21 protein-coding genes are annotated in these 23,619 nt (G+C 47.4%); 7 read left to right on the top strand and 14 right to left on the bottom strand.

The window, feature by feature from the left end; translation table 11 throughout:
* Position 1: 1 nt before the first annotated feature.
* From arnD to M2387_RS01100, 6 genes are all read right to left on the bottom strand, one after another.
* Positions 2-898, bottom strand: coding sequence for a 4-deoxy-4-formamido-L-arabinose-phosphoundecaprenol deformylase (arnD, locus tag M2387_RS01125; RefSeq protein ID WP_259046650.1), 897 nt, complete (start codon positions 896-898; stop codon positions 2-4).
* Positions 895-2,877, bottom strand: coding sequence for a bifunctional UDP-4-amino-4-deoxy-L-arabinose formyltransferase/UDP-glucuronic acid oxidase ArnA (arnA, locus tag M2387_RS01120; protein WP_259046649.1), 1,983 nt, complete (start codon positions 2,875-2,877; stop codon positions 895-897). Before arnA ends, arnD begins: the two co-directional genes overlap by 4 nt.
* Positions 2,877-3,857: an undecaprenyl-phosphate 4-deoxy-4-formamido-L-arabinose transferase gene (arnC, locus tag M2387_RS01115; protein WP_259046648.1), complete on the bottom strand. Its 981-nt coding sequence runs from the start codon at positions 3,855-3,857 to the stop codon at positions 2,877-2,879. The genes arnA and arnC overlap by 1 nt, the downstream gene beginning before the upstream one ends.
* Position 3,858: 1 nt before the next feature.
* The gene (gene arnB / locus M2387_RS01110) at positions 3,859-4,998 is read right to left on the bottom strand and encodes a UDP-4-amino-4-deoxy-L-arabinose aminotransferase (RefSeq protein WP_259046647.1); all 1,140 of its coding nucleotides are present in this window, start codon (positions 4,996-4,998) and stop codon (positions 3,859-3,861) included.
* Between the two features lie 299 nt (positions 4,999-5,297).
* On the bottom strand, positions 5,298-7,262 hold the full coding sequence (locus tag M2387_RS01105) for a peptidase U32 family protein (RefSeq protein ID WP_259046646.1): 1,965 nt from the start codon (positions 7,260-7,262) through the stop codon (positions 5,298-5,300).
* A 230-nt stretch (positions 7,263-7,492) separates the two neighbouring features.
* Entirely contained in the window at positions 7,493-8,032 is a 540-nt protein-coding gene (locus M2387_RS01100; protein WP_259046645.1) for a helix-turn-helix domain-containing protein, read from the bottom strand.
* Positions 8,033-8,123: 91 nt separating this feature from the next.
* Here M2387_RS01100 and M2387_RS01095 point away from each other — a divergent pair, with 91 nt between their 5' ends.
* Positions 8,124-9,290 carry a benzoate/H(+) symporter BenE family transporter gene (locus tag M2387_RS01095; RefSeq protein ID WP_259046644.1) on the top strand — a complete coding sequence of 389 codons (1,167 nt, stop codon included), beginning with the start codon at positions 8,124-8,126 and terminating at the stop codon, positions 9,288-9,290.
* Here M2387_RS01095 and M2387_RS01090 read toward each other — a convergent pair.
* Positions 9,270-10,142 (bottom strand): helix-turn-helix domain-containing protein, encoded by an 873-nt coding sequence (locus M2387_RS01090; protein ID WP_259046643.1) that lies wholly within the window; start codon positions 10,140-10,142, stop codon positions 9,270-9,272. The two genes, M2387_RS01095 and M2387_RS01090, sit on opposite strands and share 21 nt — an antisense overlap.
* 167 nt (positions 10,143-10,309) lie before the next feature.
* Between M2387_RS01090 and M2387_RS01085 the strand changes: the two genes are divergently transcribed.
* Positions 10,310-11,209: a DMT family transporter gene (locus M2387_RS01085; RefSeq protein WP_259046642.1), complete on the top strand. Its 900-nt coding sequence runs from the start codon at positions 10,310-10,312 to the stop codon at positions 11,207-11,209.
* 252 nt (positions 11,210-11,461) lie between these two features.
* Here M2387_RS01085 and M2387_RS01080 read toward each other — a convergent pair whose 3' ends face one another.
* From M2387_RS01080 to hglS, 5 genes are all read right to left on the bottom strand, one after another.
* Positions 11,462-11,854 carry a hypothetical protein gene (locus M2387_RS01080; protein WP_259046641.1) on the bottom strand — a complete coding sequence of 131 codons (393 nt, stop codon included), beginning with the start codon at positions 11,852-11,854 and terminating at the stop codon, positions 11,462-11,464.
* A 372-nt stretch (positions 11,855-12,226) separates the two neighbouring features.
* Positions 12,227-12,850 carry a class I SAM-dependent methyltransferase gene (locus tag M2387_RS01075; RefSeq protein ID WP_259046640.1) on the bottom strand — a complete coding sequence of 208 codons (624 nt, stop codon included), beginning with the start codon at positions 12,848-12,850 and terminating at the stop codon, positions 12,227-12,229.
* A complete protein-coding gene (gene rimL / locus M2387_RS01070) occupies positions 12,850-13,428 on the bottom strand; it encodes a 50S ribosomal protein L7/L12-serine acetyltransferase (protein ID WP_259046639.1) in 579 nt (192 codons plus the stop codon). The genes M2387_RS01075 and rimL overlap by 1 nt, the downstream gene beginning before the upstream one ends.
* Positions 13,429-13,519: 91 nt before the next feature.
* Positions 13,520-15,175: a glucan biosynthesis protein D gene (locus M2387_RS01065; protein ID WP_259046638.1), complete on the bottom strand. Its 1,656-nt coding sequence runs from the start codon at positions 15,173-15,175 to the stop codon at positions 13,520-13,522.
* 153 nt (positions 15,176-15,328) lie between these two features.
* Complete coding sequence (hglS, locus tag M2387_RS01060; RefSeq protein ID WP_259046637.1) at positions 15,329-16,672, bottom strand: 2-oxoadipate dioxygenase/decarboxylase HglS; 1,344 nt, start codon at positions 16,670-16,672, stop codon at positions 15,329-15,331.
* A gap of 421 nt (positions 16,673-17,093) precedes the next feature.
* On the opposite strand from hglS, the gene M2387_RS01055 reads away from it, so the two are divergent.
* On the top strand, positions 17,094-18,020 hold the full coding sequence (locus M2387_RS01055; protein ID WP_259046636.1) for a LysR substrate-binding domain-containing protein: 927 nt from the start codon (positions 17,094-17,096) through the stop codon (positions 18,018-18,020).
* Positions 18,021-18,075: 55 nt separating this feature from the next.
* Here the strand turns inward: M2387_RS01055 and smrA are convergent, their stop codons facing one another.
* Positions 18,076-18,639, bottom strand: coding sequence for a DNA endonuclease SmrA (gene smrA / locus M2387_RS01050; RefSeq protein WP_259046635.1), 564 nt, complete (start codon positions 18,637-18,639; stop codon positions 18,076-18,078).
* A 213-nt stretch (positions 18,640-18,852) separates the two neighbouring features.
* On the opposite strand from smrA, the gene ogt reads away from it, so the two are divergent.
* The 3 genes from ogt (at position 18,853) to uspE (ending at position 21,522) form a co-directional block, all read left to right on the top strand.
* Positions 18,853-19,371 carry a methylated-DNA--[protein]-cysteine S-methyltransferase gene (gene ogt / locus M2387_RS01045; RefSeq protein WP_259046634.1) on the top strand — a complete coding sequence of 173 codons (519 nt, stop codon included), beginning with the start codon at positions 18,853-18,855 and terminating at the stop codon, positions 19,369-19,371.
* Positions 19,372-19,552: 181 nt separating this feature from the next.
* Positions 19,553-20,311, top strand: coding sequence for a fumarate/nitrate reduction transcriptional regulator Fnr (gene fnr / locus M2387_RS01040; RefSeq protein ID WP_259046633.1), 759 nt, complete (start codon positions 19,553-19,555; stop codon positions 20,309-20,311).
* A 254-nt stretch (positions 20,312-20,565) separates the two neighbouring features.
* Positions 20,566-21,522: a universal stress protein UspE gene (gene uspE, locus M2387_RS01035; protein WP_259046632.1), complete on the top strand. Its 957-nt coding sequence runs from the start codon at positions 20,566-20,568 to the stop codon at positions 21,520-21,522.
* Positions 21,523-21,564: 42 nt separating this feature from the next.
* Here the strand turns inward: uspE and M2387_RS01030 are convergent, their stop codons facing one another.
* Entirely contained in the window at positions 21,565-22,731 is a 1,167-nt protein-coding gene (locus M2387_RS01030; RefSeq protein WP_259046631.1) for an MFS transporter, read from the bottom strand.
* A gap of 98 nt (positions 22,732-22,829) precedes the next feature.
* Between M2387_RS01030 and M2387_RS01025 the strand changes: the two genes are divergently transcribed.
* Complete coding sequence (locus tag M2387_RS01025) at positions 22,830-23,597, top strand: AraC family transcriptional regulator (RefSeq protein WP_259046630.1); 768 nt, start codon at positions 22,830-22,832, stop codon at positions 23,595-23,597.
* Positions 23,598-23,619 lie beyond the last annotated feature (22 nt).

The following is a 23,619-nucleotide window of genomic DNA, read 5'->3' as shown; positions in this document are numbered from 1 at the left end:
CTCAATTCTCGATAAGTTGTTGACAGCCCAGCCATCCTTCGCGGCCAGAAAGAGTGCCACGAATGACTTTTCCCCTGGGCAGGGTTGTTAAATCATCAGGTAATAGATCACGCAAAGGACAGAACTCAATCCCCTCAGAGCTTGCCATTGTCAGTAATTCATTAAATGACTCTCGCATTACCATCCCTTCCACTTCCGCGTGGATGGTATAAACAGGGGTACCCTGATCCTGGTGGATTTTATCGAGGATAAAACGATTGAAGTCCTCTTTACTGACACTGGAACCTATAACTTCGTCCCAGGTCGGTAGAGTGACGGGGATTTGTGGCGCTGCTAAGCTACCATCCGCCAGTTGAGGAATAAAAGGCGTCGTCCCACGACAGTCACTGTTGTAGTAGAAAGGAAATGCAGCTTTCGCTTCAACCACGCGCTCGTCAGCTCGCCAGCCGGCCACAGCCGAACAGGTAACCGATTGCCCGGTAATCTGTTCCAGGGCATCACGCCCGAGCGCAATTTGTCTTTCCATTGCCGGTTTATCCCATACCCCGGCAAAGGCTTGCCAGGCATGGTGATCCCAGGCATGTAGCCCAACCTCATGCTGCTCACACGAGGCTCGGATAATATCCGCATTCCCTTTACCGATAATTTTGCCGGGCCAGGCGGTGCCTGCCAGTAAAATGTCCCAGCCGTAAAGCGATGCGGCGTTAGAACGTAACATTTTCCACAGAAACTGAGGTTTGATAAGACGCCATAAATGGCGTCCCATGTTATCCGGCCCAACACTGAAGAAAAACGTTGCCTGTGTCTTATGTAAACTTAGCGTTTCCAGAAGGTTAGGCACCCCTTCACGGGTGCCTCGCCAGGTGTCGACATCTATGCGCAGGCCGACTTTTTTCATGAATCGCTATCCGTTAAATCAACGGTTTTCAGGAAGAAGTCCAGGGTTTCATCGATGGTCTGATCCATCTCAACCGTTGGCGTCCAGCCCAGTAAACGCTGAGCGTTACGGATGCTCGGTTTACGGTGTTCCACGTCCTGGTAACCTTTACCGTAGTAGGCGCTGCTTTCTATTTCACGGAAACCAGCAAACGGTGGGAACTTACTACGCAGTGGATGACGTTCAAAGCTTTCCAGAAGCATTTCAGCAAGTTGCTTAATACTGGCCTCGTTTTCCGGGTTACCGATATTGATAATCTGGCCGTCACAGTTGTGATTTTTGTTCTCAATAATACGGAACAAAGCCTCAATACCTTCGCTGATGTCGGTGAAGCAACGCTTCTGACGACCACCATCAATCAGTTTGATAGGTGAACCTTCAACCAGGTTAAGGATCAGCTGAGTGATTGCACGTGAACTACCGATACGCGCTGCGTTAAGGTTATCCAGACGCGGGCCCATCCAGTTAAATGGACGGAACAGTGTAAAGCGTAAGCCTTCTTTTTCACCGTAAGCCCAGATAACGCGATCCAGCAGCTGTTTAGAAACGGAGTAGATCCAACGCTGTTTGTTGATAGGACCCACGGTCAGCGGTGAGTTATCTTCATCAAACTCAGCATCAGAACACATGCCGTACACTTCAGAAGTGGATGGGAAGATGATCCGTTTTTTGTATTTCACACAATCACGAATAATTTTCAGGTTTTCTTCAAAATCGAGTTCAAATACGCGCAGTGGGTTACGGGTGTACTCAATTGGCGTCGCGATTGCCACTAACGGCAGAATCACATCGCATTTCTTAATGTGATACTCGATCCACTCGGAATGGATACTGATATCACCTTCAACAAAGTGGAAACGATCGTTACTCAGGAAACGACTAATCGCATCAGAGCCGATATCCAGACCGAAGACTTCAAAGTTATCATCCTGTAACAGACGCTCAGTCAGGTGGTTACCGATAAAGCCATTCACACCAAGGATAAGCACACGAGTGCGGCGTTTAACCGCAGAGACTGGCTTGCTGCTAAGAATCGCGCCGCTCACCAGACCCAGAGACTGAGCCAGTTGAGTGCCTTGCATGTAGACGCCATTTTCAGCCTGCCCGGTAACGACTTCCAGCGCACCTTCGCCACAAGCGATAGTCAGTGGATTAACAGAAATAACGGTTCCGGCTCTGGCACCGTTACTGTTTTCAACAATACGGCTCTTCCAGATAATAAACTTGCCACCACCCACATAGCTGTAAGCACCCGGCCATGGTTCAGTCACGGCACGTACCAGGTTATGGGCATCAAGTGCTGAACCGGTCCAGGAGATCGCGCCATCCTGCGGTGAACGACGACCAAAGCAGCTCGCCTGGCTTTCATCCTGTACAGTTTCGCTAAACTGGCCGCTTTTAATCGCAGGCAGCGCACTGGTCAGCAGTGATTTAGCGGTAGCACAGAGTTTGTGGTGCAGAGTCAGGGCTGTTTCATCATGGGTAATGGCAACACGTTCCTGAGCCACGATATCACCGGCATCAGCACGTTTTACCATGCGATGTAAGGTCACACCGGTTTCTGTCTCACCTTTAACCAGTACCCAGTTCAGAGGAGCGCGACCGCGGAATTTTGGCAGCAGTGAGCCGTGTAAATTAAAGGCCCCTACTTTCGCAGTATTGAGGATCTCTTCACTCAACAGGTTGCGGTAGTAAAAAGAGAAGATAACGTCAGGCTCGCTCTCCTGGATACGAGAGACCCACAGGGGATGATTGACATCTTCCGGAGCAAAGACAGGAATGCCAAACTCTGCCGCAGTACGGGCGACAGAACCAAAGAAATTATTCTCTGCTGCATTATCAGGATGCGTGTAAATGGCCGCAATATCATAACCGGCTTCAACCAGGGCACGAACCCCTACACAGCCCATATCGTGATAGGCAAAAACGACTGCTTTCATTATAAATGATCCTCTGAAGATGAAGCTTGTTTGCTGCTAACAATTCGTTGAATGAAATAACGCGGACGAGCACGCACATCGTTATAGATGCGACCGATATACTCACCGAGCAGTCCCATACCGACAAACTGCGCACCAATAAATGTAAATAGCACGGCGAACAGCATAAATACGCCATCTGCAGCCCACTGTGGACCTAAGGCGAGACGTAATATCACCAGCATAACCGCTAAAGCAAAACCGGATAACGCGATAACGCTACCTACCACGCTTAACAGACGCAGCGGTGTAGTTGTCAGGCAAGTTATCAAGTCATACATCAAATTAATCAGGCCCATAATGCTGTACTTAGAATCACCGAACTGGCGCTCTGAGTGATGTACCGGGATCTCTACTGCACGACGAGCAAAGGTATTGGCCAGAATAGGAATAAAGGTGCTGCGTTCATGGCAATTCAGCATCGCATCAATAATGTGACGACGATAGGCGCGTAACATACAGCCGTAGTCGCCCATCGCTTTCCCGGTGGCACGCTGAATAACATTGTTGATCATTTTTGATGCGCGTTTACGGAACCAGCTGTCCTGACGGTTCTGACGAACTGTCCCGACGACGTCGTAGCCTTCATCTGCTTTTTCTACCAGACGAGGGATTTCTTCTGGTGGATTTTGTAAATCCGCATCAAGGGTGACGATTAAATCACCGGTAACATGGCTGAAACCCGCCATAATGGCAGAGTGCTGGCCATAGTTACGGTTAAGCAGTACCGCAACCACATGACTTCCGGGAGCTTCAGCGGCTTTGGTTAACATGGCAGCTGAATCATCGCTGCTACCATCGTCAACCAGCAAAATTTCATAATCACGGTTTAATTGCTGGCAAGCTTCCGTCGTTCGGCGAATAAGTTCAGGTAAACTTTCCTGCTCGTTATAGACCGGTATCACGACCGAAACTTTTTTGATTATGTCCGTAGTTATCATTTTATTGTCCTGCAATTTCGCGTAATGCATGAATAACACGAGTGGTATCGTCGTCAGTCATGGTTGGAAACAGTGGAATCGAGCAAATACGTTCGCTGTTCCACTCAGTATTAGGTAAATGTAGTTCCGGGAAGCGTTCACGGTAATATTTTTGTGTGTGTGCAGCGCGGAAGTGTAACCCACTACCAATATTGCGTGCTTTTAAGGCATCCATCAGTCCGCTGCGCGAAATACCACAGCGTTCTTCATCAACGCGGATAATAAACAAATGCCAGGCGTGACGATGTTCCCAGCCAGGAATCGCCAGGGGTGAGAACGGCGTATCGGCTAGTTCACGCAGATAACGCTGGGCGATTTTATGGCGTTGAGCATTAAGCTGTGGCAGTTTACCTAACTGCGTCAGCGCTATCGCGGCGTTAATATCGGCAAGGTTATATTTAAAACCCGGTGAGATAACTTCTGCCTGTGGGGCGCGTCCGTGAGTTTGTCTGTCAAACGCATCAACCGCCAGGCCATGGAACTTAAGGCTGCGAATACGTGCGGCTAACTCGCTGTCATCAGTGACAATCAGCCCGCCTTCAGCACAGCTCATATTCTTGATAGCATGGAAAGAAAAAATCGCCGTTCCGCTACGACCGACATGCTGGCCTTTATATTCCGTTCCTGCAGCATGAGCCGCATCTTCAATCACCGGAATACCATAACGCTTGCCAATCGCGTGGATAGCGTCCATGTCAGCAGGCGCACCCGCATAATGAACCGGTATAATCGCTTTAGTTCGCGGGGTGATAGCTGCTTCAATCGCCTCAGGTGTCACCATCAGAGTGTCACGATCGACGTCAATCATCACGGGTTCAGCACCCAGCAAGCAAATCATGTTCAGTGTTGAAACCCAGGTCATTGAGGGAGTAATAACCTCATCACCTGCCTGAATACCTAAAGCCATTAATGTGACATGCATTCCACCGGTAGCGGAACTCACAGCTATCGCATGTTGATTACCGGTCAATTCGCAAAAAGCCTGCTCAAGAGCCTGGTTTTTAGGACCGGTCGTGATCCATCCTGATTGCATAACTTCCGTTACTGCTGCAATTTCCTCAGCGCCAAACGCAGGACGTGAAAACGGCAGAAAATCACTCATTACATGGATTCCTTAATATAATCGCTGTACATCGACAAACAGACTGGATAATGGTTCAGACAGACTAAATAGAATGACAACACTTGGAAAAAATAGCCGCTGATATCACTAAAAGTAGCTCTTCTGTGGTGAAATTTAACAGAAAATGCTTAAAGCAGCCTTAAGAAAATAGATGCGCCGCTAATAAAAGGGTTGAAATTTCATGAGCAACCCTTTGCTTTTGCTTGTTATATCACCAGATAAGTCGATTACCCTCGCCAATGACACAGGGTAATCGACTCTCTGACCACATTTAATACTTAAGGTTGCGCTTTTCTGGGTATTGTTTTCATTAATTCATCAGGGCTAATAGTCGCCACCACACTGCCAGGTAATGGCATTTTCAAAATATGATTTTTCATCTTGCCAATGATATGCATTTCACAAGGACGACAGTCGAATTTCAACGTCAGCGTTTCGTCTCCCTGCACCAGCTGCATCGGGGTGGCTTTCCAGCTTTTAATATTACCTTTCGCCTGTTTAGGGCAGAGATTAAAAGCAAAACGCAGGCAATGCTTAGTTATCATTACCGGAACTTCGCCCTTCTCTTCATGCGCCTCATAAGCCGCATCAATTAACTGCACACCATAGCGATGATAAAATTCCCGTGCCTTGTGATTATAGACGTTTGCCAGGAAACTCAAGTGGGTATGGGGATAAATTGGCGCAGGAACACTGACTGCTTTACGACGTCCTGACTGGTAGTTCTGTAAACGAGCTTCCGTCAATGCATCAATCGCATCACGGCGTAGCTGGTTAAGTGCGCTGTTCGGCACAAATAAGGCTACAGGCAAAGTAATATCAACCTGACGTGCGCTATAGAGGGTCTGTCCCAGTTTACTGAGCCCGTCACGCAGGTTATTGTAGGCCTGCTGAGGATTATTCGCTGGTTCAAAGTTTCCGGCTAACTGCTGGCTGACACTGACGCCGTCTTCGCTAGTCAGCGTTAACGTCAGCTCTTCGGCAGATCCACTCAACGCCATATCCACGGCAATACGACGTTCACTGGAAGTTTTCAGCAAAGCTTGCTGCCAGTCATGATCAAGATTGCGATTCAGCGGATGATGTGGACGGACATTTTTCAGCGTTTCTGGCATCTCATTTGGCCAAATTCGATACTGATTTTTACCAATTTTTTCTACTGTGTTCGCGCGGAAACCGACAATTTCACGTTTAATCAGGACATTCAGACCATCGCCGTTATTTAATGTATCTGTTACTTCGGCATCAAGATGATTTTTGCTGACACGTAAAATTTCTCCTACCTGAAGCCCGATAAATTTCGGTGAATCAAAAGCACCGATATCGATTTTGCGTTCATTAACAAAATAATCGGTACTTCCGCGATGGAAGGTTTTATCCGGCGAAGGGATAAAGAAATGTGAAGACACACCTGCTGAAGCACGACGCAGGTTGCCACGGACTTCCATTTGCTCATCCAGTAACTGGCGATAGTAGGCGGTGATATTTTTTACGTAGCTGACATCTTTATAGCGCCCTTCAATCTTGAAGGAGCCGACACCGGCATCAATCAGCGCTCCTAAGTTGGCGCTCTGATCGTTATCTTTCATCGATAACAGATGCTTTTCATACGCGACTACCCGACCCTGGTCATCTTTCAGGGTATAAGGCAGACGACAGGCCTGGGAACAGTCACCCCGGTTAGCGCTACGCCCGGTCTGAGCATGGGAGATATTACACTGCCCGGAATAGGCAACGCACAAAGCCCCGTGAATGAAAAACTCAATTGTGGCATCCACTTGCTGATGAATATCTGTAATCTGTTGCAAGTTCAGTTCTCGTGCCAGTACGATTTGCGAGAAACCGACGTCAGAGAGAAACTTCGCTTTTTCGACACTACGAATGTCACACTGAGTACTGGCGTGGAGTTCGATCGGCGGTAGATCCATCTCAAGAACACCCATATCCTGAACAATCAGGGCATCAATCCCTGCCTGATACAAATCATGGATCATCAGTCTGGCAGGCTCTAGCTCATCATCGTGCAGTATGGTATTCAGTGCGACGAAGATTTTCACCCCGTAACGATGAGCAAAGGGCACCAGTTCGGCCAGATCACGCAAGCTGTTGCCCGCGTTATGGCGGGCACCAAAACCCGGCCCCCCGATATAGACGGCATCCGCACCATGAAGAATCGCCTCACGGGCTATCGAGGTGTCACGGGCAGGGCTGAGTAATTCAAGTTGATTTGCGTGCAGGCGCATAATAGTTATCAGGTTCTGTTATAGGTGAAAGGCGGCTATTGTAGTCGTATCCCCCGCACAAAAACAGGGGGATTCATTCCCCCGAGACTGATGACAAACCTTATTTTGCCGCCGGAGAAATATTGTCTCTGCGTAAATGATAAGGAAATTTAGTTTTTGGATTTTTGACGCATAACAGAAAGAGAGGAGAAAACCGGCATTCTTCTCTCTTATCGGGTGTCTGAGGGGGGTTAGCGCCCGGAAACTGGGTAGTGGATCAGTGAGTGAAAATGCACGTCTTCTGTCCGACTATTACGGTAGCTATGTGCTTTGTCACCGGCAAACTGCCGCCGATCCCCTGCCTGCAATGTCTGCCACTGCCCTTCAAGCTGCAAATCGAGTATCCCGCTTATCACGACTACATGCTCAACCACCCCCTTGTCGTGAGCCGACGACTCACTGAGCGCCCCTGCCGTGAGTGTTATCGAGAAGTAATCGAATCCCAGTTCAGGGTTAAACGGAAATAGCGGCTCAAGCTGCATATCCTGTAACGGCGGGCTATAAAGTGGCTGTACGGGGGATGAGGAAGGCGCAAGAAAGAATGAAAACGGCACATTAAAGCCAGTGGCTATTTTCCATAATGTGGCTACGGTCGGGCTTGACTCATTACGTTCTATTTGCCCGAGCATCGCCTTGGACACACCCGTTTGCTCAGCAGCCTGAGACAGACTTAATCCCCTGTCATGACGTAAATTTTTGAGCGTAGTGGCCAAATACTGAGCGGCATCCATAATGGTCTCCTTTTTATTCAGTATAGCAGCTTGTGCGCTATAACGCACAATGCTAGAGTTCCTCGGACGTTATAACGCACACGGAGTTTTTATGCGCATAGCAGCACTTCCATTACCCACTTTGCTGGCAGGGTTTATCGCGGTACTGGTGGGCTATGCCAGCAGCGCGGCTATCATCTGGCAAGCCGGTGCCGCAGCCGGTGCTACCCCGCAACAAATTGCTGGCTGGCTCACCATGCTGGGCATCGCCATGGGTGTCAGCACCCTGATTCTGACAATCTGGTATCGGGCACCCATTCTTACGGCATGGTCAACGCCTGGCGCGGCGTTACTGGCCACCAGTTTAGCAGGAAGTAATATCAATCAGGCGGTGGGGATTTTTATTTTTTCCTCATTTCTTATACTGCTTTGTGGTGCCAGCGGCCTGTTTGCACGTCTGATGCGCATCATTCCACATTCACTTGCCGCCGCTATGCTGGCGGGGATCTTACTACGTTTTGGACTGGATACCTTCACTTCGTTACAGGGTCACTTTTTATTATCCGCTAGCATGCTGGTAAGCTGGCTGGCACTGAAATTATTTGCACCCCGTTATGCGGTAGTTGCGGCACTGCTGGCAGGATTAGCGGTATGTTTGCTGGGCGGTGAGTTTAAATCCGACAGTACCGCAGTGAGTATTGTGCTACCCGCCTGGACTGCTCCAGAGTTTAACTGGGCAAGTCTACTCGGTATCGGTATTCCCTTCTTTCTGGTCACCATGGCGTCACAGAATGCCCCAGGCATTGCTACGCTGCAGGCCTCCGGTTACAAAGTTCCGGTCTCACCGTTAATCACGGTCACCGGGCTAATTGCCCTGATTTTGGCTCCCTTCGGGGTATTTTCTGTCTGTATCGCTGCGATTACCGCGGCGATTTGCCAGAGCCCGGAGGCCCACCCGGATAAACAGCAACGCTGGCTTGCCGCGGCGGCGGCTGGGGGATTTTATCTGCTGGCGGGGGTGTTTGGCGGATCGATTTCCGGTCTTTTGACCGCCCTGCCGCTGGCGTTTATTCAGACACTGGCAGGACTGGCACTGTTGAGCACTATTGCAGGCAGCCTGTTTCAAGCTCTGAACCAGGCTCATGAACGAGATGCGGCCATTATTACCTTTCTCGTCACTGCATCAGGCATCAGTCTACTGGGCGTCGGCGCAGCATTCTGGGGGTTAGTCGCGGGGGGAATAAGCTATTGCCTGTTATCACGAAAGAGTGGTACGTAATCCGGAAGGTGTCACACCCCAGACCGTTTTAAAACGGTTGCTAAAATGACTCGCCGAACTGAAACCACAGGCCAGGGCTATCTCAGTCAAGGTCTGAGAAGTACCGCAGACCAAGGTTTTCGCCTTTATCATCCGCCGCTGCATCACATACTGATGCGGTGCTTGTTGGGTAGACTGTTTGAACATCCTGGCAAAATGAAACTCGCTCAATTCAGCCTGCAACGCCAGTTCCTCGAGGGTTAACGGGCCATCAAGATGGTGTTCAATGTAGTCCTGAGTACGACGTAGTATTGCCGGAGATAACCCACCTTTGGTGATCGGAAGCTGCCAGTTAACGGTGCTGTAATGCTGAACGAGGTGTGTTAACAGCAGCATCGATGCGGTGCTAAGCGTCAGATGATTGGCACGCTGTTGCCAGTCATTATTGAGTAAAAAGTGGCGATACAACTGAGTAATTCGTTCGTCACTGGCAAACGTCTTTTCATCAAGCTGTATTGCTGCCGGGCTGCGATCCCAGATTTGCTCAGCAATGGCGCGCAAGTGCTTATCGGTACAGTAAAGATGCACGAATGAAAAATTACTGCCTATATTCCATTTTGATTCACTGTTTGCAGGCATCAGACAAAAACGGTCAGGCCCGCCGCCATTTCGCCAGCCATTCGTCGTTTCCCGGTAGGTTTCATATCCCCCGTTAACATAAAGGCTGAGGGTATGATGATCGCCCCGCTGCGTCACCGTATCGTTTTCATTCGACCAGGCCGCCAGCTGCAAACCGGAACCCGGCTGAACGCTATCAAGTAACCGGGCTTTATGTTTAAGCAGATTTTCAAAAATATAATAGGGCGATGTCATAAGTGATTTCTGGTATCAAAACACACAGTCAGTGTAAAGAATGGCTCACCAGATAACCAGCTTCTACAAATAAAAGCGCAAGAATAAGCAAGTAACGCAAGCAGGTGAAAGTCCTGATAGTTGAGGTTATCCATACTGAGAGCCTGATTCTTAGAGGTACAATAATAATGAATGCTTTTCTTTACAGCCTGGTCGTTGTGATTTGGGGAACAACCTGGATTGCAATTGGTATGCAACAGGGGCAAGTTTCCGTTCCAGTGTCAATTTTCTGGCGTTTTGCTATTGCCTCCGGAGTGATGCTTATTATTCTTAGTCTGCTGGGGCGATTACGTCATATTACCCTGAAAGATCATCTGTTTTGCATCATGCAAGGTGCCTGTGTATTCGGTTTTAACTTCTTCTGTTTTTATCACGCGTCAGCCTTTATCAATACCGGGCTTGAATCGGTTATTTTTTCGATGGCTGTGCTGTTCAATACCCTGAATAGTTTTCTGTTTTTTGGCAAGAAACCTTCTTCACGTATTCTTCCGGCTGCCTTGCTAGGTATGGTGGGTGTTATCGCACTGTTCTGGCATGAACTGGTCGGCAGTACGGTTTCCGCTTCCCTGTTTTATGGTATAGGACTGAGTCTGTTAGGGACTTTCGGCTTTTCCCTTGGCAATATGATCAGTGTTCGCCATCAACAGCGCGGTCTGGATATGCTGTCAACCAACAGTTATGCCATGCTCTACGGTACAGTGATTATGGGGGTTCTGGCGCTAATACGAGGCGATTCATTTATGCCGGAGTTAACCCTGCGTTATCTGGGTGCCCTGTTCTATCTGGCTATTTTTGGCTCGGTGATTGCCTTTGGGGTCTATTTCTCACTGGTTGCACGGCTGGGAGCCAGTAAAGCCGCCTACAGCACGCTGTTATTTCCACTGGTAGCCTTAAGCCTGTCGACGATGTACGAAGGCTATGTCTGGCATATTAACGCGGTGGTCGGTCTTGTAATGATCCTTGCGGGAAATCTGGTGATGTTTGCCGGCCCTGTACGTTTGCCCTTTGGGCGCAAAAAAATCGCATAAATATCTTATTTAATAAAGAGCGCAACGACTGGGATGCTGTTCAGAATAATAAGACTTCACCGTATTTTACTTATCAGGCATGCGCCGATATAAATAACCGGCGCGTCACAAACCAAGGATTGTTTATTTTAATTAAACTCCACAGGATTTATTATCTATCCGTTGCGGATTTAATATAATTAAAAGTGAACAGTTTCCATCACACTCAGGTTAATATAACATTCAATTAATCACTGGCGTACAGCATGGTCATTACTCTTCTGCTAATCTCACTAATAAAGGAATCCCTTTGTCAAGAACATTATCCGTATTATAGTAGTATAGTGTCCCAACAATATAATCTCCGTCACCAGCAGGTAACACATCAAACTGTAGGGTAATATGCCTGTTTACCCCCCAGCCATTGCTCTTATCTGCAACACTGGTAACGGTGGCTATTGTTCTATCCGCCGAGGTTTCAAATTCAGAACCCATTGGAGCATACATGCCTGTAATAATACTATCAGAAATAACTCTGACCTCAATCCTCGCCCCTTTTTTCTCAGACCCACCGTTAGTATTAAAATCAAAACTTATTTTTACAGACTTATTTACCTGTGCGACTGGAATATTTGTTTGAATGATACTGTTAACTATAACTGTCATAATGCACCTCTACTGTTAATCATCAAAAGAATAATAGTGAATATAATCATCATTGATAACCTCACATTCAATAATTAGAAGTATAACTGAAGCTAAGGGCTATTTTGCTAAAGCAATGAACACCAGCGACTATATTAAAGAGAAATTAAACTTTTAATATAAATAGAATGACATGCAGGAAATAAAATTAACCAATGAAGACACTACAGACATAGAGTTTTAACTATTGCTGAGACTAATAGCATTCGAAATTAAAAACCAGGACTCACATCACAAAACAATTAAAAAATCGGCCGCTTAAAATAAATTATTTAACGATGTGTATGATATATAAACTGAATTCGCACATCTTTATTATATGTATAATAAAGATTATATTTTCTTACGTGCAAGCCAGACCGTACGCCCTCCAGACTCTGTATCTTCGACGACATGACGGATCACTTCAAAACCTGACTGTTGTAATAAATAACGATACTCATCTGCTGCCAGGCTGGCATGATAGAGATCCTGTTCCGCAAAACGGCCAATGGCCTCGCCATTCCCGGGCCCGGTATTAAACAGCAAATAAGCCCCGGGAATAGCATGTGCAGCAAAGCGGGGAAACATCTGACGCTGAGCAGCACGCGTCAGATGAAAAAAACTATCCCAGGCAACAAGGGCCGCAAACTGCTGCCCGAGCGCGAGGAATCGCATATCAGCGCAATGCCATTGGTTATCCGGAAAACGTCTTTGACACCGGGCTATCATACTCGGGGATGAATCAAGCCCGGTCAGCTGGAATTCCCGTTGAATAAAGTATTCAGCAACCGGAACACCATTTCCACAGCCGATATCAAGAATACGACTCCCCGGAGCAATATTCGCTATCAAGGCATCAAGCCAGACTTTCTCCAGCGTGATATGCGCAGGGCGTACTTTGGCCCAGAGTTCAGTCTGTGCCTCATAGAGGCTGATAATAGCCTCTGCAGAGGGGGCGTCTGTCTCTTTGACCATCAGGACTCGACACGCCCATAAATATTCTGGTCATGATACTGACCATTAAGGAATTCCGCCTGTTTCAGGCAGCCTTCAAGAGTAAAACCATTACGCAAAGCCACCTGGTTGCTGGCTCGATTAGTGACAATAGACTTAATAACAAAACGACGCACCCGGCCTTCGTTAACAAACTTTGCAATAACTTTTTCGATGGTTGCAGAAATAATGCCGTTACCTTGTACCTGCTCGTCAAGCCAGTAACCGATATAAGCGGTTTTGTTGGTCGGTTCAATAAGATTAAAAGAAAATACCCCGACCATCTTTTGACGATAAAAAATCAGATACATTTTGGTGTAATGACGATGGTGCAACAAATAGTTCGTCATCAGCGTTTTACGTGTATCTTCCGCTGTTCGAACGTACCGAGGCCAGTCCATCGCGGTTTGTAGCCAGGCTTGATTACGCATCACCAGCGTAAACAGGGGTTCACTAAAATTCTCGTTCACCGAGTGCAGATAAATATCGCCATTAACCTCGATTATTTCATCAGGCCACTGGTTTTGAGTGAGAGATGATTCATTTCTGGTTGTTGTCATTTTTATATGCTTTTAATAATTATAGTGTTGATGTGAGTAAGACGTTGTTATATCCAAATAACCCCATGCTTTCAGGCATGGGGCGTACAGATTAATACATTATACGATCATCATGGTGCTGACGTTTTTCCGGCGGTGGCGGGAAATACTGGTATAACCAGGTTTCACTTAATGTTTCATCTTTGGTGCGTAAGAACATACGCATCTCCACCGGATCGGTTGAGTCATTGGTCGGATACCAGTCAAACAGAATACGATAACCATCAAAAGGTTCGACATACAAAATTTCGATTTGTTTCGCTTCACCATTCGATAAATTAATGACCGGTTCGATACCTTTCGCTGCAGCCTCTTTCAGATTACCACCGACAAAATCGACAGCGATACGGCGCGCCCACTTCTCCGGATAGAACTCACCCGGTGCCCAGCCTTCCGGGAAACCACCCATACCGGTACGGGTCGCAAGGACGCGAGCCAGTGAACTTTCGACCGGCGGGAGTGCACTCCAGTAGAGGCGATATTTAAAATCAAACTCATCACCCGCTTTGGCCGGTTTTTCTGGCTGCCAGAAGCAAACAATATTATCCAGCGTCTCGCCAGTAGTTGGGATCTCCATCAATCCGATACTGCCTTTGCCCCACTTGTTACGCGGCTCAACCCACAGACTTGGGCGTTTATTATACCAGCCAATAACATCCTGATAGCTGTTAAAATCACGATCAAGTTGCAGCAGACCAAAGCCTCTCGGGTTATTATCCACAAAGGCATTGAACTGCAATTTTTGCGGGTTATTGAGCGGCCTGGTGACCCATTCACCGTTACCACGCCACATTGCCAGGCGATCGGAGTCATGAATTTGTGGATGGATGGTATCGCACATCCGACGTTCATTGGTGCCACAGGCAAACATGCTGGTAATCGGTGCAATACCGAGTTGTTTTACATCCTTGCGCAGATACAGATGACTGTCGACATCCATCACGACCTGTTTCTGTTCACAGTGAATTATAAATTTATAAGCGCCCGTCACGCTTGGGCTGTCGAGCAGAGCGTAGACAACGAAGGTAGTATCTGAAGGTTTCGGAGTTTCAAACCAGAAGGCCGTAAAGTCCGGGAACTCTTCAGGGGTACCCGCGTAAGTGTCAACGGCCAGACCGCGCGCAGAAAGTCCGTACTGATAAGTATCATCAACTGCACGAAAATAACTGGCACCGAGGAATGAGACGATATCGCGACGAGCCAGTTCAGGGGCTTTGAACGCTCTGAAACCGGCAAATCCGAGATCGGACTGCCCTTCAAGTTGTTTAGTATCAATCCCGGCATCATTGTAGTTAAACAGTTCCGGACGGAAATGCACTTCACGCGCCAGATGCGAGTCAGGGTCGACGGAGAACATACGGATACGACGACGGAAACCCATACCAGAATGGAAGAACTGAACATCAAGCTGACGGTCATTCTTGTTGTTCCACAGGGAGTGTTCAGCGTCATACTGAATGCTGTTGTACGCCTGCGGCGTCATTTTCGCCAGGGTATCCGGCAGTGGACGAGGCGTCCCGCTCCAGGGTTGGGTCGACAAATCATGCGCCATGCTTTGCAGGACTTTGAAATCAAATTTGTTCGACTGCCCATCGGCAATATCTACGCCACTGGCAAAAGCCGCTTTAGAAAAAAAGGTGGCCAGTGCGGGTGTGCCACAAGCAGCAGCAAGTGCCATGGAGGCTTTGAGAAAACGTCTACGATTCATGCCAGGGAACTTGTCCTCATCTGTCGATATATGCTGTCCTGATAGAACAACGCGTTAACAAGATTTTGCCTTGTTTCCGCCGAACACTCTAGAGAAAATTAACCCGACTTTTCTCATAAAAGACAATGCCGTTCCCCTATCCTCAAGATAAGGCTACAACAGACCACAGCGACGCTTGCTTCTCTCCTGTGCCTGTTGATAGAGCGAGAACTCATCAATGACGGATGTCCCCAAGGCCTGCTCAAAAACACCACGACTCCCTTCACCATGCTGGCGGTGCGTCTCTTCGCCACCCAGATTGGACTGAAAAATACCTGCTGCGCTGACAGGTAGAAAATCCTCATAAATAATCGGATGTGCCAGTAACCAGCCTCGCTCAATCAGTAGCTGTATATCGTCTGCCGGAGTAATTTCCTGACGATGGCTTTCACCGACAGGGGTTAAACGATATCTGAAATAGGCCAGTTCCTGCTCCCGTAACGGTATATCGCTGTCTGGAAAGCGGCTAAATATCTGGCAAAGATGTTGCTGATGATGAAAATTATCAACTCCCTGGCCCGCTTCCAGTAATAAAGCATCATAAAGAGCCCGCCCTTTCGGCGTTAGCGCAATCCCACGCTGCTCTACTTCGCCGAAACGCGCTGTATGCTTACTTTGCTGATGATCAGTGAACAGAACTGGCTCTTCCAGAGCTTTAAAACTGGTCTGACGCAGTAAAATCGGGATCTCACGACGAGGAGGACCTTCGATTATTGCCTTCGGTGTCATACCATACTCCGTCATCAAGGACTGAACTCTGTCGATATCCAGAGTGCGGGGGGTCAGATGATTAATATGACAACCACGGAAACAGACCACATCAGCAATCAGGCGATGTTCATGGTGTAGATCCTGATAAGTCCGGATATCCACCGTCGCCTGCTGATGCCAGCGAAAGGTTTCCAGTGCCTCGGGAATAAACTCATTAACCTGTTGCGCGGTAAAACTCCCCTGCTGGTCATAAATATCGAGTAACTCCCGACACCGGGGGGTGAAAATATCACGCTGAGCCAGGATACTGGCCGCCTGATCACGCAATGTCTGATTTTCGATTAATTCCAGACGTAACAGCGAGGTAAAAACACGAAACGGATTACGCGCCAGAGCACAATCATCAACAGGCCTGAATGCCGTTGAGTGCACGGGCACTCCCGCCTGAGATAAATCGTAATAGCCAACGGGATACATGCCCATTATCTGAAAAATACGTTTCAGTGTTGTCAGTTCCTCCGCTTTGCCTACCCGAATAGCACCGTGGCGTTCAACATTAAGTCTGGCAAGTTCATCGGCATTTTCCAATTGCTGATAAAGGTCAGGATGACTCTCAAGCACCGCCAGATTCACATCAGCCACCAGCTCTAATAACTCGCCATACTGTGGAACCTCACTCTGGTACATCCCTGACATCGCCTGTGAAAATCTTTCTCTGATTTCATCGGCTGAGATAGTGTTCGGCATAAGCTGTTTTCTCCAGTGGATACTGCTGAAAGCGTAGAGTCTGGCGCGCGTTTAGTCAGGAAGAATATTCATTTTGTGATCTGTCCCGAAACATAACTAAATGGAATGTTTTTTAGCTATTTTATTTCGTTTAGTTATTGTTACTCACTTTAACCTAACCCTGGCGAAGCCGAAACTCTCCCGGCTAAAAAACGATAGCTAAGCAGTTTCACTTAAGCGAGCGGCGATATTTCGGGTAAACCGGTTTTTGACCTCAGTAAGTAAAAAATACCGAAGCTCAAACCCGTTATGACTGGATTTTGCCGCGTTTACGATTTAAATGTTGTGACTTATCGAGAGATGTTGATTTTATTTTGCTATCAAGTTATCAAATTTGAACAACTTATCTTGTCAGCTGGAGGGGCCTTTTTTAACATTCAGTATGGAAAAAAATGGTCTCTTCAGTCAGCGCATTCGCTTGCGCCATTTACACACTTTCGTAGCCGTCGCACAGCAAGGAACTTTGGGGCGTGCGGCTGAAACTCTTAACCTTAGCCAGCCAGCACTTTCCAAGACATTAAATGAACTGGAACAACTGACAGGTACACGTTTATTCGATCGTGGACGTTTGGGTGCTCATCTGACACTGACTGGCGAACAGTTTCTTATTCATGCGGTGAAAATTCTTGATGCGCTCAATCACGCAGGGCTTTCATTCAACCAAAAAATATCCCAGCCTGCAGAAGTGATCCGCATAGGTGCCTTACCCACTGCCGCTCTGGGGATTTTACCCGCGGTGATTGGTCCTTTTCACAAACAGCAAAGCCACGTCACCCTTCAGGTCGCGAGCATGAACAACACCATGATTTTGTCCGGACTCAAGTCAGGTGAACTCGATATCGGTATTGGACGAATGACTGACCCGGAGCTGATGGTCGGGCTTAACTACGAATTATTATTTCTCGAATCGTTAAAACTGGTGGTACGTCCGAATCATCCTTTATTAAATGAAAATATTACGCTAAGTCGGGTGATGGAGTGGCCGGTTATCGTTTTGCCCCAAGGCACGGTGCCACGCCAAAATGCAGAAACATTGCTGGCCAGCCAAGGCTGTAAACTTCCTGCGAATTGTATTGAAACGCTTTCAGCATCACTTTCACATCAGTTGACTGTGGATTTTAACTACGTCTGGTTTGTTCCTTCTGGAGCGGTAAAAGATGACTTACGCCAGGGAGTACTGACGGCTCTACCCATTACCTCACAATGTTCAGCAGAACCGATTGGTATTTTGACTCGCGTCGACACAGTGTTGTCGCCAGGTGCACAAACGCTTATTTCTTCAATTCGTAAATCTATGCCTTCGGTTTAACCGATAGCCCGGCGTAACATATGAGCTCACGCCGGGTTCTTGCTTGATACAGCCGTTAACGGCTACGTTTCGCATGCTGTTCCCAGGTTTCCTGTTTTGCTTCTGCCGATTTTCTCAAAGCAACATAACAAGCCCCGCTTCCACCATGATGCGGCAGCGCACAACAGAATGCCTGAACATCATCAAATTCAACTAACCAGCGAGCAAGAAAACTACGAATGATATTCGGATGCGATTTATCTTCACGTCCTTTACCATGAATGATAAGCACATTACGAAGGCCTTCCGCTCGGGCCTGTTGAATATAGTTAAACAGCATTTGCCGGCACTGTTCTACGGGCTGGCGTAACAGGTTTAAACTGGCTTGTTGAGGATATTTACCCAACCGCAGCTTATTCAGCACCCCCGGCTGTTGCCCTTCTCGCTTAAACTCCAGCGGCGTATTGAGGGAAACTATCTCCAAAAAATCGGTCGTCAGGAAGTTATCCAGCTGTGTGGTATCCAGCTTCTGCTGTATCGTTTTTTTCTGCGGTTTAAGCCAGTGCTGAGTTTCGTCATGTTTTAGTGGCGTGACGTCACCCATCGCTTCCAGAAACAAAGATTTATCACCAGAACTCATTATCACTCCTCCTGCCATCATCTTTGTCACTATAACCTTGCCACAGGGCATGCTCAACGCAGGTCACAGTAATATTCCCGCGCGGCTCTACGCAATTTTACCAGAAAGTCATTCTATTTATCCTCCTCACTCTCTATGATAAAAGCTATTCAGGTGACGTATCTGTCTGTTATCAGACGACATAGCGACCGTTAAATTTCAATGGAGCAACTTGTGATAACACTTTTAGAAGACAAAATTGATACCCCATTGGGCAAGTTATTTATCTTATGTGACGCCGAGTTCAATCTTCGGGCAGTGGAATGGGAAGAACATCAGCAGCGCATGGAACAATTGCTGAATATTCATTACGGTAAACAGGGCATGAAGCGGATTAGCAGTGCTAACCCTGGTGACCTGAGTGATAAATTCCACGCCTGGTTTGCCGGTGACCTTGACGTCATTAATAATTTACCCACCGCAACTATGGGCACGCCTTTCCAGCGGGAGGTCTGGCAGGCACTACGAACTATTCCTTGCGGTCAGGTACTCTATTACGGGCAACTGGCGGCACAGCTGGGGCGTCCGAAAGCATCCCGGGCAGTGGGGGCCGCTAATGGGGCTAACCCGGTCAGTATTGTTGTGCCTTGTCATCGGGTGATTGGTCGCGATGGCTCAATGACGGGTTATGCCGGCGGCGTGGCAAGAAAAGAGTGGTTATTGAAGCATGAAGGCTATTTACCGGCTAAATAACAAAAATCTTTATCACTAAATTACTGGCTAAAAACCCCACTAATCGTTTTAAATTCAAACCGATATGAAAAACTCCCTCGGGTGATATTGATTTATTGTTTTATTGCATCTTCGTTACGCTTACTTGCTATCAGAAAAGATGTTAAAATTGACAAATATCAATTATGCCGAGGGCTTATTTATGATCCCAGAAAAACGCATCATTCGACGTATTCAGTCTGGTGGTTGTGCGATCCATTGTCAGGATTGCAGTATAAGCCAGTTATGTATTCCGTTTACACTGAACGAACATGAACTGGATCAGCTCGACAATATCATTGAGCGTAAAAAGCCGATTCAGAAGGGCCAGACCATTTTTAAAGCGGGTGATGAGCTAAAATCATTATACGCTATTCGTTCTGGTACCATTAAAAGTTATACCATTACTGAACAGGGCGATGAACAAATTACTGGCTTTCATCTTGCCGGCGATCTGGTCGGTTTCGATGCTATTGGTGCCGGAAGCCATCCTAGCTTTGCTCAGGCTCTGGAAACGTCCATGGTCTGTGAAATCCCTTATGAAACGCTCGATGACTTGTCCGGAAAAGTCACCAGTCTGCGTCAGCAGATGATGCGTTTAATGAGCGGTGAAATTAAAAACGACCAGGAGATGATTCTGCTGTTGTCGAAAAAGAACGCAGAAGAGCGTCTGGCCGCCTTTATCTATAATCTGTCCCGACGTTTTGCTCAGCGTGGATTCTCACCGCGCGAGTTTCGTCTGACGATGACGCGTGGCGATATTGGTAACTATCTCGGTTTGACCGTGGAAACCATCAGCCGCCTGTTAGGCCGTTTCCAGAAAAGCGGAATGTTAGCGGTTAAAGGTAAGTATATTACTATCGAAAACAGCCAAATGCTGGGTGAGCTGGCAGGACAGCCGCAACTCTCAGCAGTACGCTAATCTCATTGCCTCTTATTATTGCCGGTGATTTTTTATTTTTTTGACCCGGCAATCATCCCCTTGCTGTTTCCCTCGTCACTTTGATGTACTCTGATGTTATACCCTAAATAATTCGAGTTGCCTGTAGGCGCCCAGTTCAGCCTGTCGATGAGCATAGACAAACTATGTGATTCGGCAGGCTGAGCGCCTGCAACACCCAGGCAACTTGAAGTATGACGGGTATATATCCATTGCTCTGTGGTAAGGAGAACGGTATGGCAAACTATCAAAGTGTACTTGTGGCAATTGACGCCACCCAGGACGATCAGCCCGCCCTGCGTCGCGCGGTTTATTTACATCACTGCATTGGCTGTAAAATTAAAGCCTTTCTACCTATCTATGAATTTTCCTATGAAATGACCACGCTGCTGTCGCCGGACGAACGCGTCGCGATGCGCAAAGGCGTTATCAGCCAGCGTACAGCCTGGGTTAAAGAGCAAGCCCAGGCCTATATTGATGCAGGCGTTCCAATTGAAATTAAGGTGGTCTGGCATAACCGCCCTTTTGAAGCCATTATCCAGGAAGTCATCACGGCTAAGCATGACCTGGTATTAAAAATGGCCCACCAGTACGACCGCCTGAGTGCCGTGCTGTTTACTCCCACTGACTGGCATTTATTGCGCAAATGCCCTTGTCCGGTCTGGATAGTCAAAGATCAGCCCTGGCCTGAAGGCGGCAAGGCCCTGGTTGCCGTTAACCTGACCAGTGAAGAGCAACATCATGATGCGTTAAATGAGAAACTCCTGCGGGATACCATCCTGCTGGCAAGTAAGGTTAACAAAACTGAAGTCCATTTGGTGGGCGCCTATCCAATAACGCCAATCAGCATTGCTATTGAGCTACCTGACTTTGACTCCAGTACCTATAACAACGCGATACGCGGTCAGCATCTCATTGCCATGAAAGCCTTGCGGCAAAAATTTTCTATCGATGAAAATAGAACCCATGTTGAAAAGGGGCTGGCAGAAGAAGTTATTCCTAACCTCGCAACCCATCTTGAAGCAGGTATTGTGGTGCTGGGTACCATAGGCCGTACCGGGTTATCGGCCGCTTTTCTGGGCAATACCGCGGAACAGGTTATCGACAGCCTGCGTTGTGATCTGCTGGTCATCAAACCTGATGATTTTGAAAGCCCGATTGATTTAGATGACGAAGAGGATGATGACGATTAGTCCGCGCGTCATATGATCCTTTTAAACAGGGGGCGGGTGTTCTCACCGTCCCCTGTACGCACTCGGTGTACTCGATTTTCGCTCATCACGTAAGATACCTGATGTAATGAGGCCCAGTAACAAAGAACAAAAAATTAACACTAAACTTAAGCGCTGTGTTAAACCGGCTAACACTAGGCCACCACCTAACATTATGTAATACATTAAGCCCAGAATAGCACCAGCCGTACCGATACAATCCGTATAATGCCGTAGTGCCCGAGCCAGAATATTGGGTATTGCGATACCGTAAGCCATAACAACCGGTATCATTGGGAATATAAACCATAAGGTATTTTCCATAACCAGCATGGCTATTCCGCCTGACAACTCTAGGGCGAAAGCTAATGTTAACAGCGATATAAACATCCAATTTCTTTTAACTAAAATCTTATTTACTGCGGCACCAATGCCCACGCCAAGAGCCAGAATAAGGCCTGTATAACCAAACCACTGTTGCGGAATAGCCAGTGCTTCAAAGTGGAACGGAGCTAACTGGTAATAACTGAACATAGACGTATTAAGCAGCGCGACCAGTACAGCACTTCGCCAAATGTCACCATCTTTCAACATACGTATAAAGATACTGAAAAAAGGATCCTGCGCTTTCTGTAATGCCCGCGTTTCGGGCATTTGCCTGAATGCATAACCCAGCAGTATGGCCGCTAACGCAGCCAGACCAATGAACACGCCCTGAAATCCCCAGTAATGTGCCAGCACGGTGCCACTGAGCACCCCCACTGCCGGACTTATCGCCATGGCGATTCCCATCAATGAAAATACCTGCGCCAGTTTTTGTCCGTTAAAACAATCCCGGATCGCTGTTTGCGTTCCCACGGAACCGACTGCTGCACCAAAAGCAGCAATAATACGCGCACCCAGCAATAGCGCGAAGGTGTCGCTTAACACCGCCACAATTGAAGCCAACAGATATATCCCAAGACCAAACAAAATGACCGGTCGTCGTCCGATAACATCACATAATCGCCCCCAGACTACGACACCGAACGCAAAAGCAAAGAAATAACTGGATAAGGTTTGTGCGGCAACTTCCTCGCTAATATGAAAGCCCTTTGCTATATGGGTCAGCGCGGGGCTGTATATTGTTTCGACCGCCTGAGGAAACATCATCATCGATGTTGCTAAGGTCAGGGTTAGTTTTCGCTGCATAATCATCCGGATGTCTGGGGTGTTTAAAAAAAAATACCATGATGGTATTTTTCTCATTACAACATAACGGACATAATATTTATAAAATCGGACATTTTATGGCATTGATACCCGCAGATTCCGTATTTAACCCCGATGAGCATGAGAATGATATCGTCGGCATTGCCTCTGAACTCACTCAGCATGATTCAGGGCCTCACTGTCATAAGAAGGGACAGTTACTGTTCAGCCAGCAAGGATGTATGCGTATTACGCTTAACGACAGTATTTGCCTGTTACCACCAGCCCGTGTTGCCTGGATCCCTCCGGGAGTGATGCATCGCGTTCAAATTCGTGGTGTGGTTGGATATCGTTCCATCTATGTTGATAATCAACGCCACTCTACCTTCAGTCCTCATGTGGAAGTACTAAGCGTGACAGCGCTGTTGCGTGAAATATTAGAACGTATTGCTTTTGCGGATTTTTCAATAAATTGGCGGCAGGGTGCAGCGGCGCATATTTGGGCTGTATGTGAGGATGAAATTAATAGTGCCTGGCGAGAATCAACATTTCTTCCATTACCAAAAGACCGACGTTTGAAGTGCTTGAGTGAAATGGAACTACCACCACTGCTACAACAACTGGCTGTGAATAATGGTGCTACAGGGAAAACTATCAGTCGTATCATGATGAAAGAAACGGGACTCAACTACCAGCAATGGCGCCAACAATGGCGACTATTTAAGGCGATTGAATTGCTTGCAGAAGCTTACCCTGTTACAGAAATAGCCAGTATTTTAGAATTTTCCAGTGACAGTGCCTTTGCCACATTTTTTAGGAATATGACCGGGAGTACACCTCGGGCATATATGATGCAACAAAAATAAAAAATCCTGCACCGAAGGGCAG

This window comes from Klebsiella sp. BIGb0407, from assembly GCF_024807845.1.
GTDB lineage: Bacteria > Pseudomonadota > Gammaproteobacteria > Enterobacterales > Enterobacteriaceae > JGM124.
Note: the sequence above shows the minus strand (reverse complement) of the source record. Positions and strands in the feature narration are given on the sequence as shown.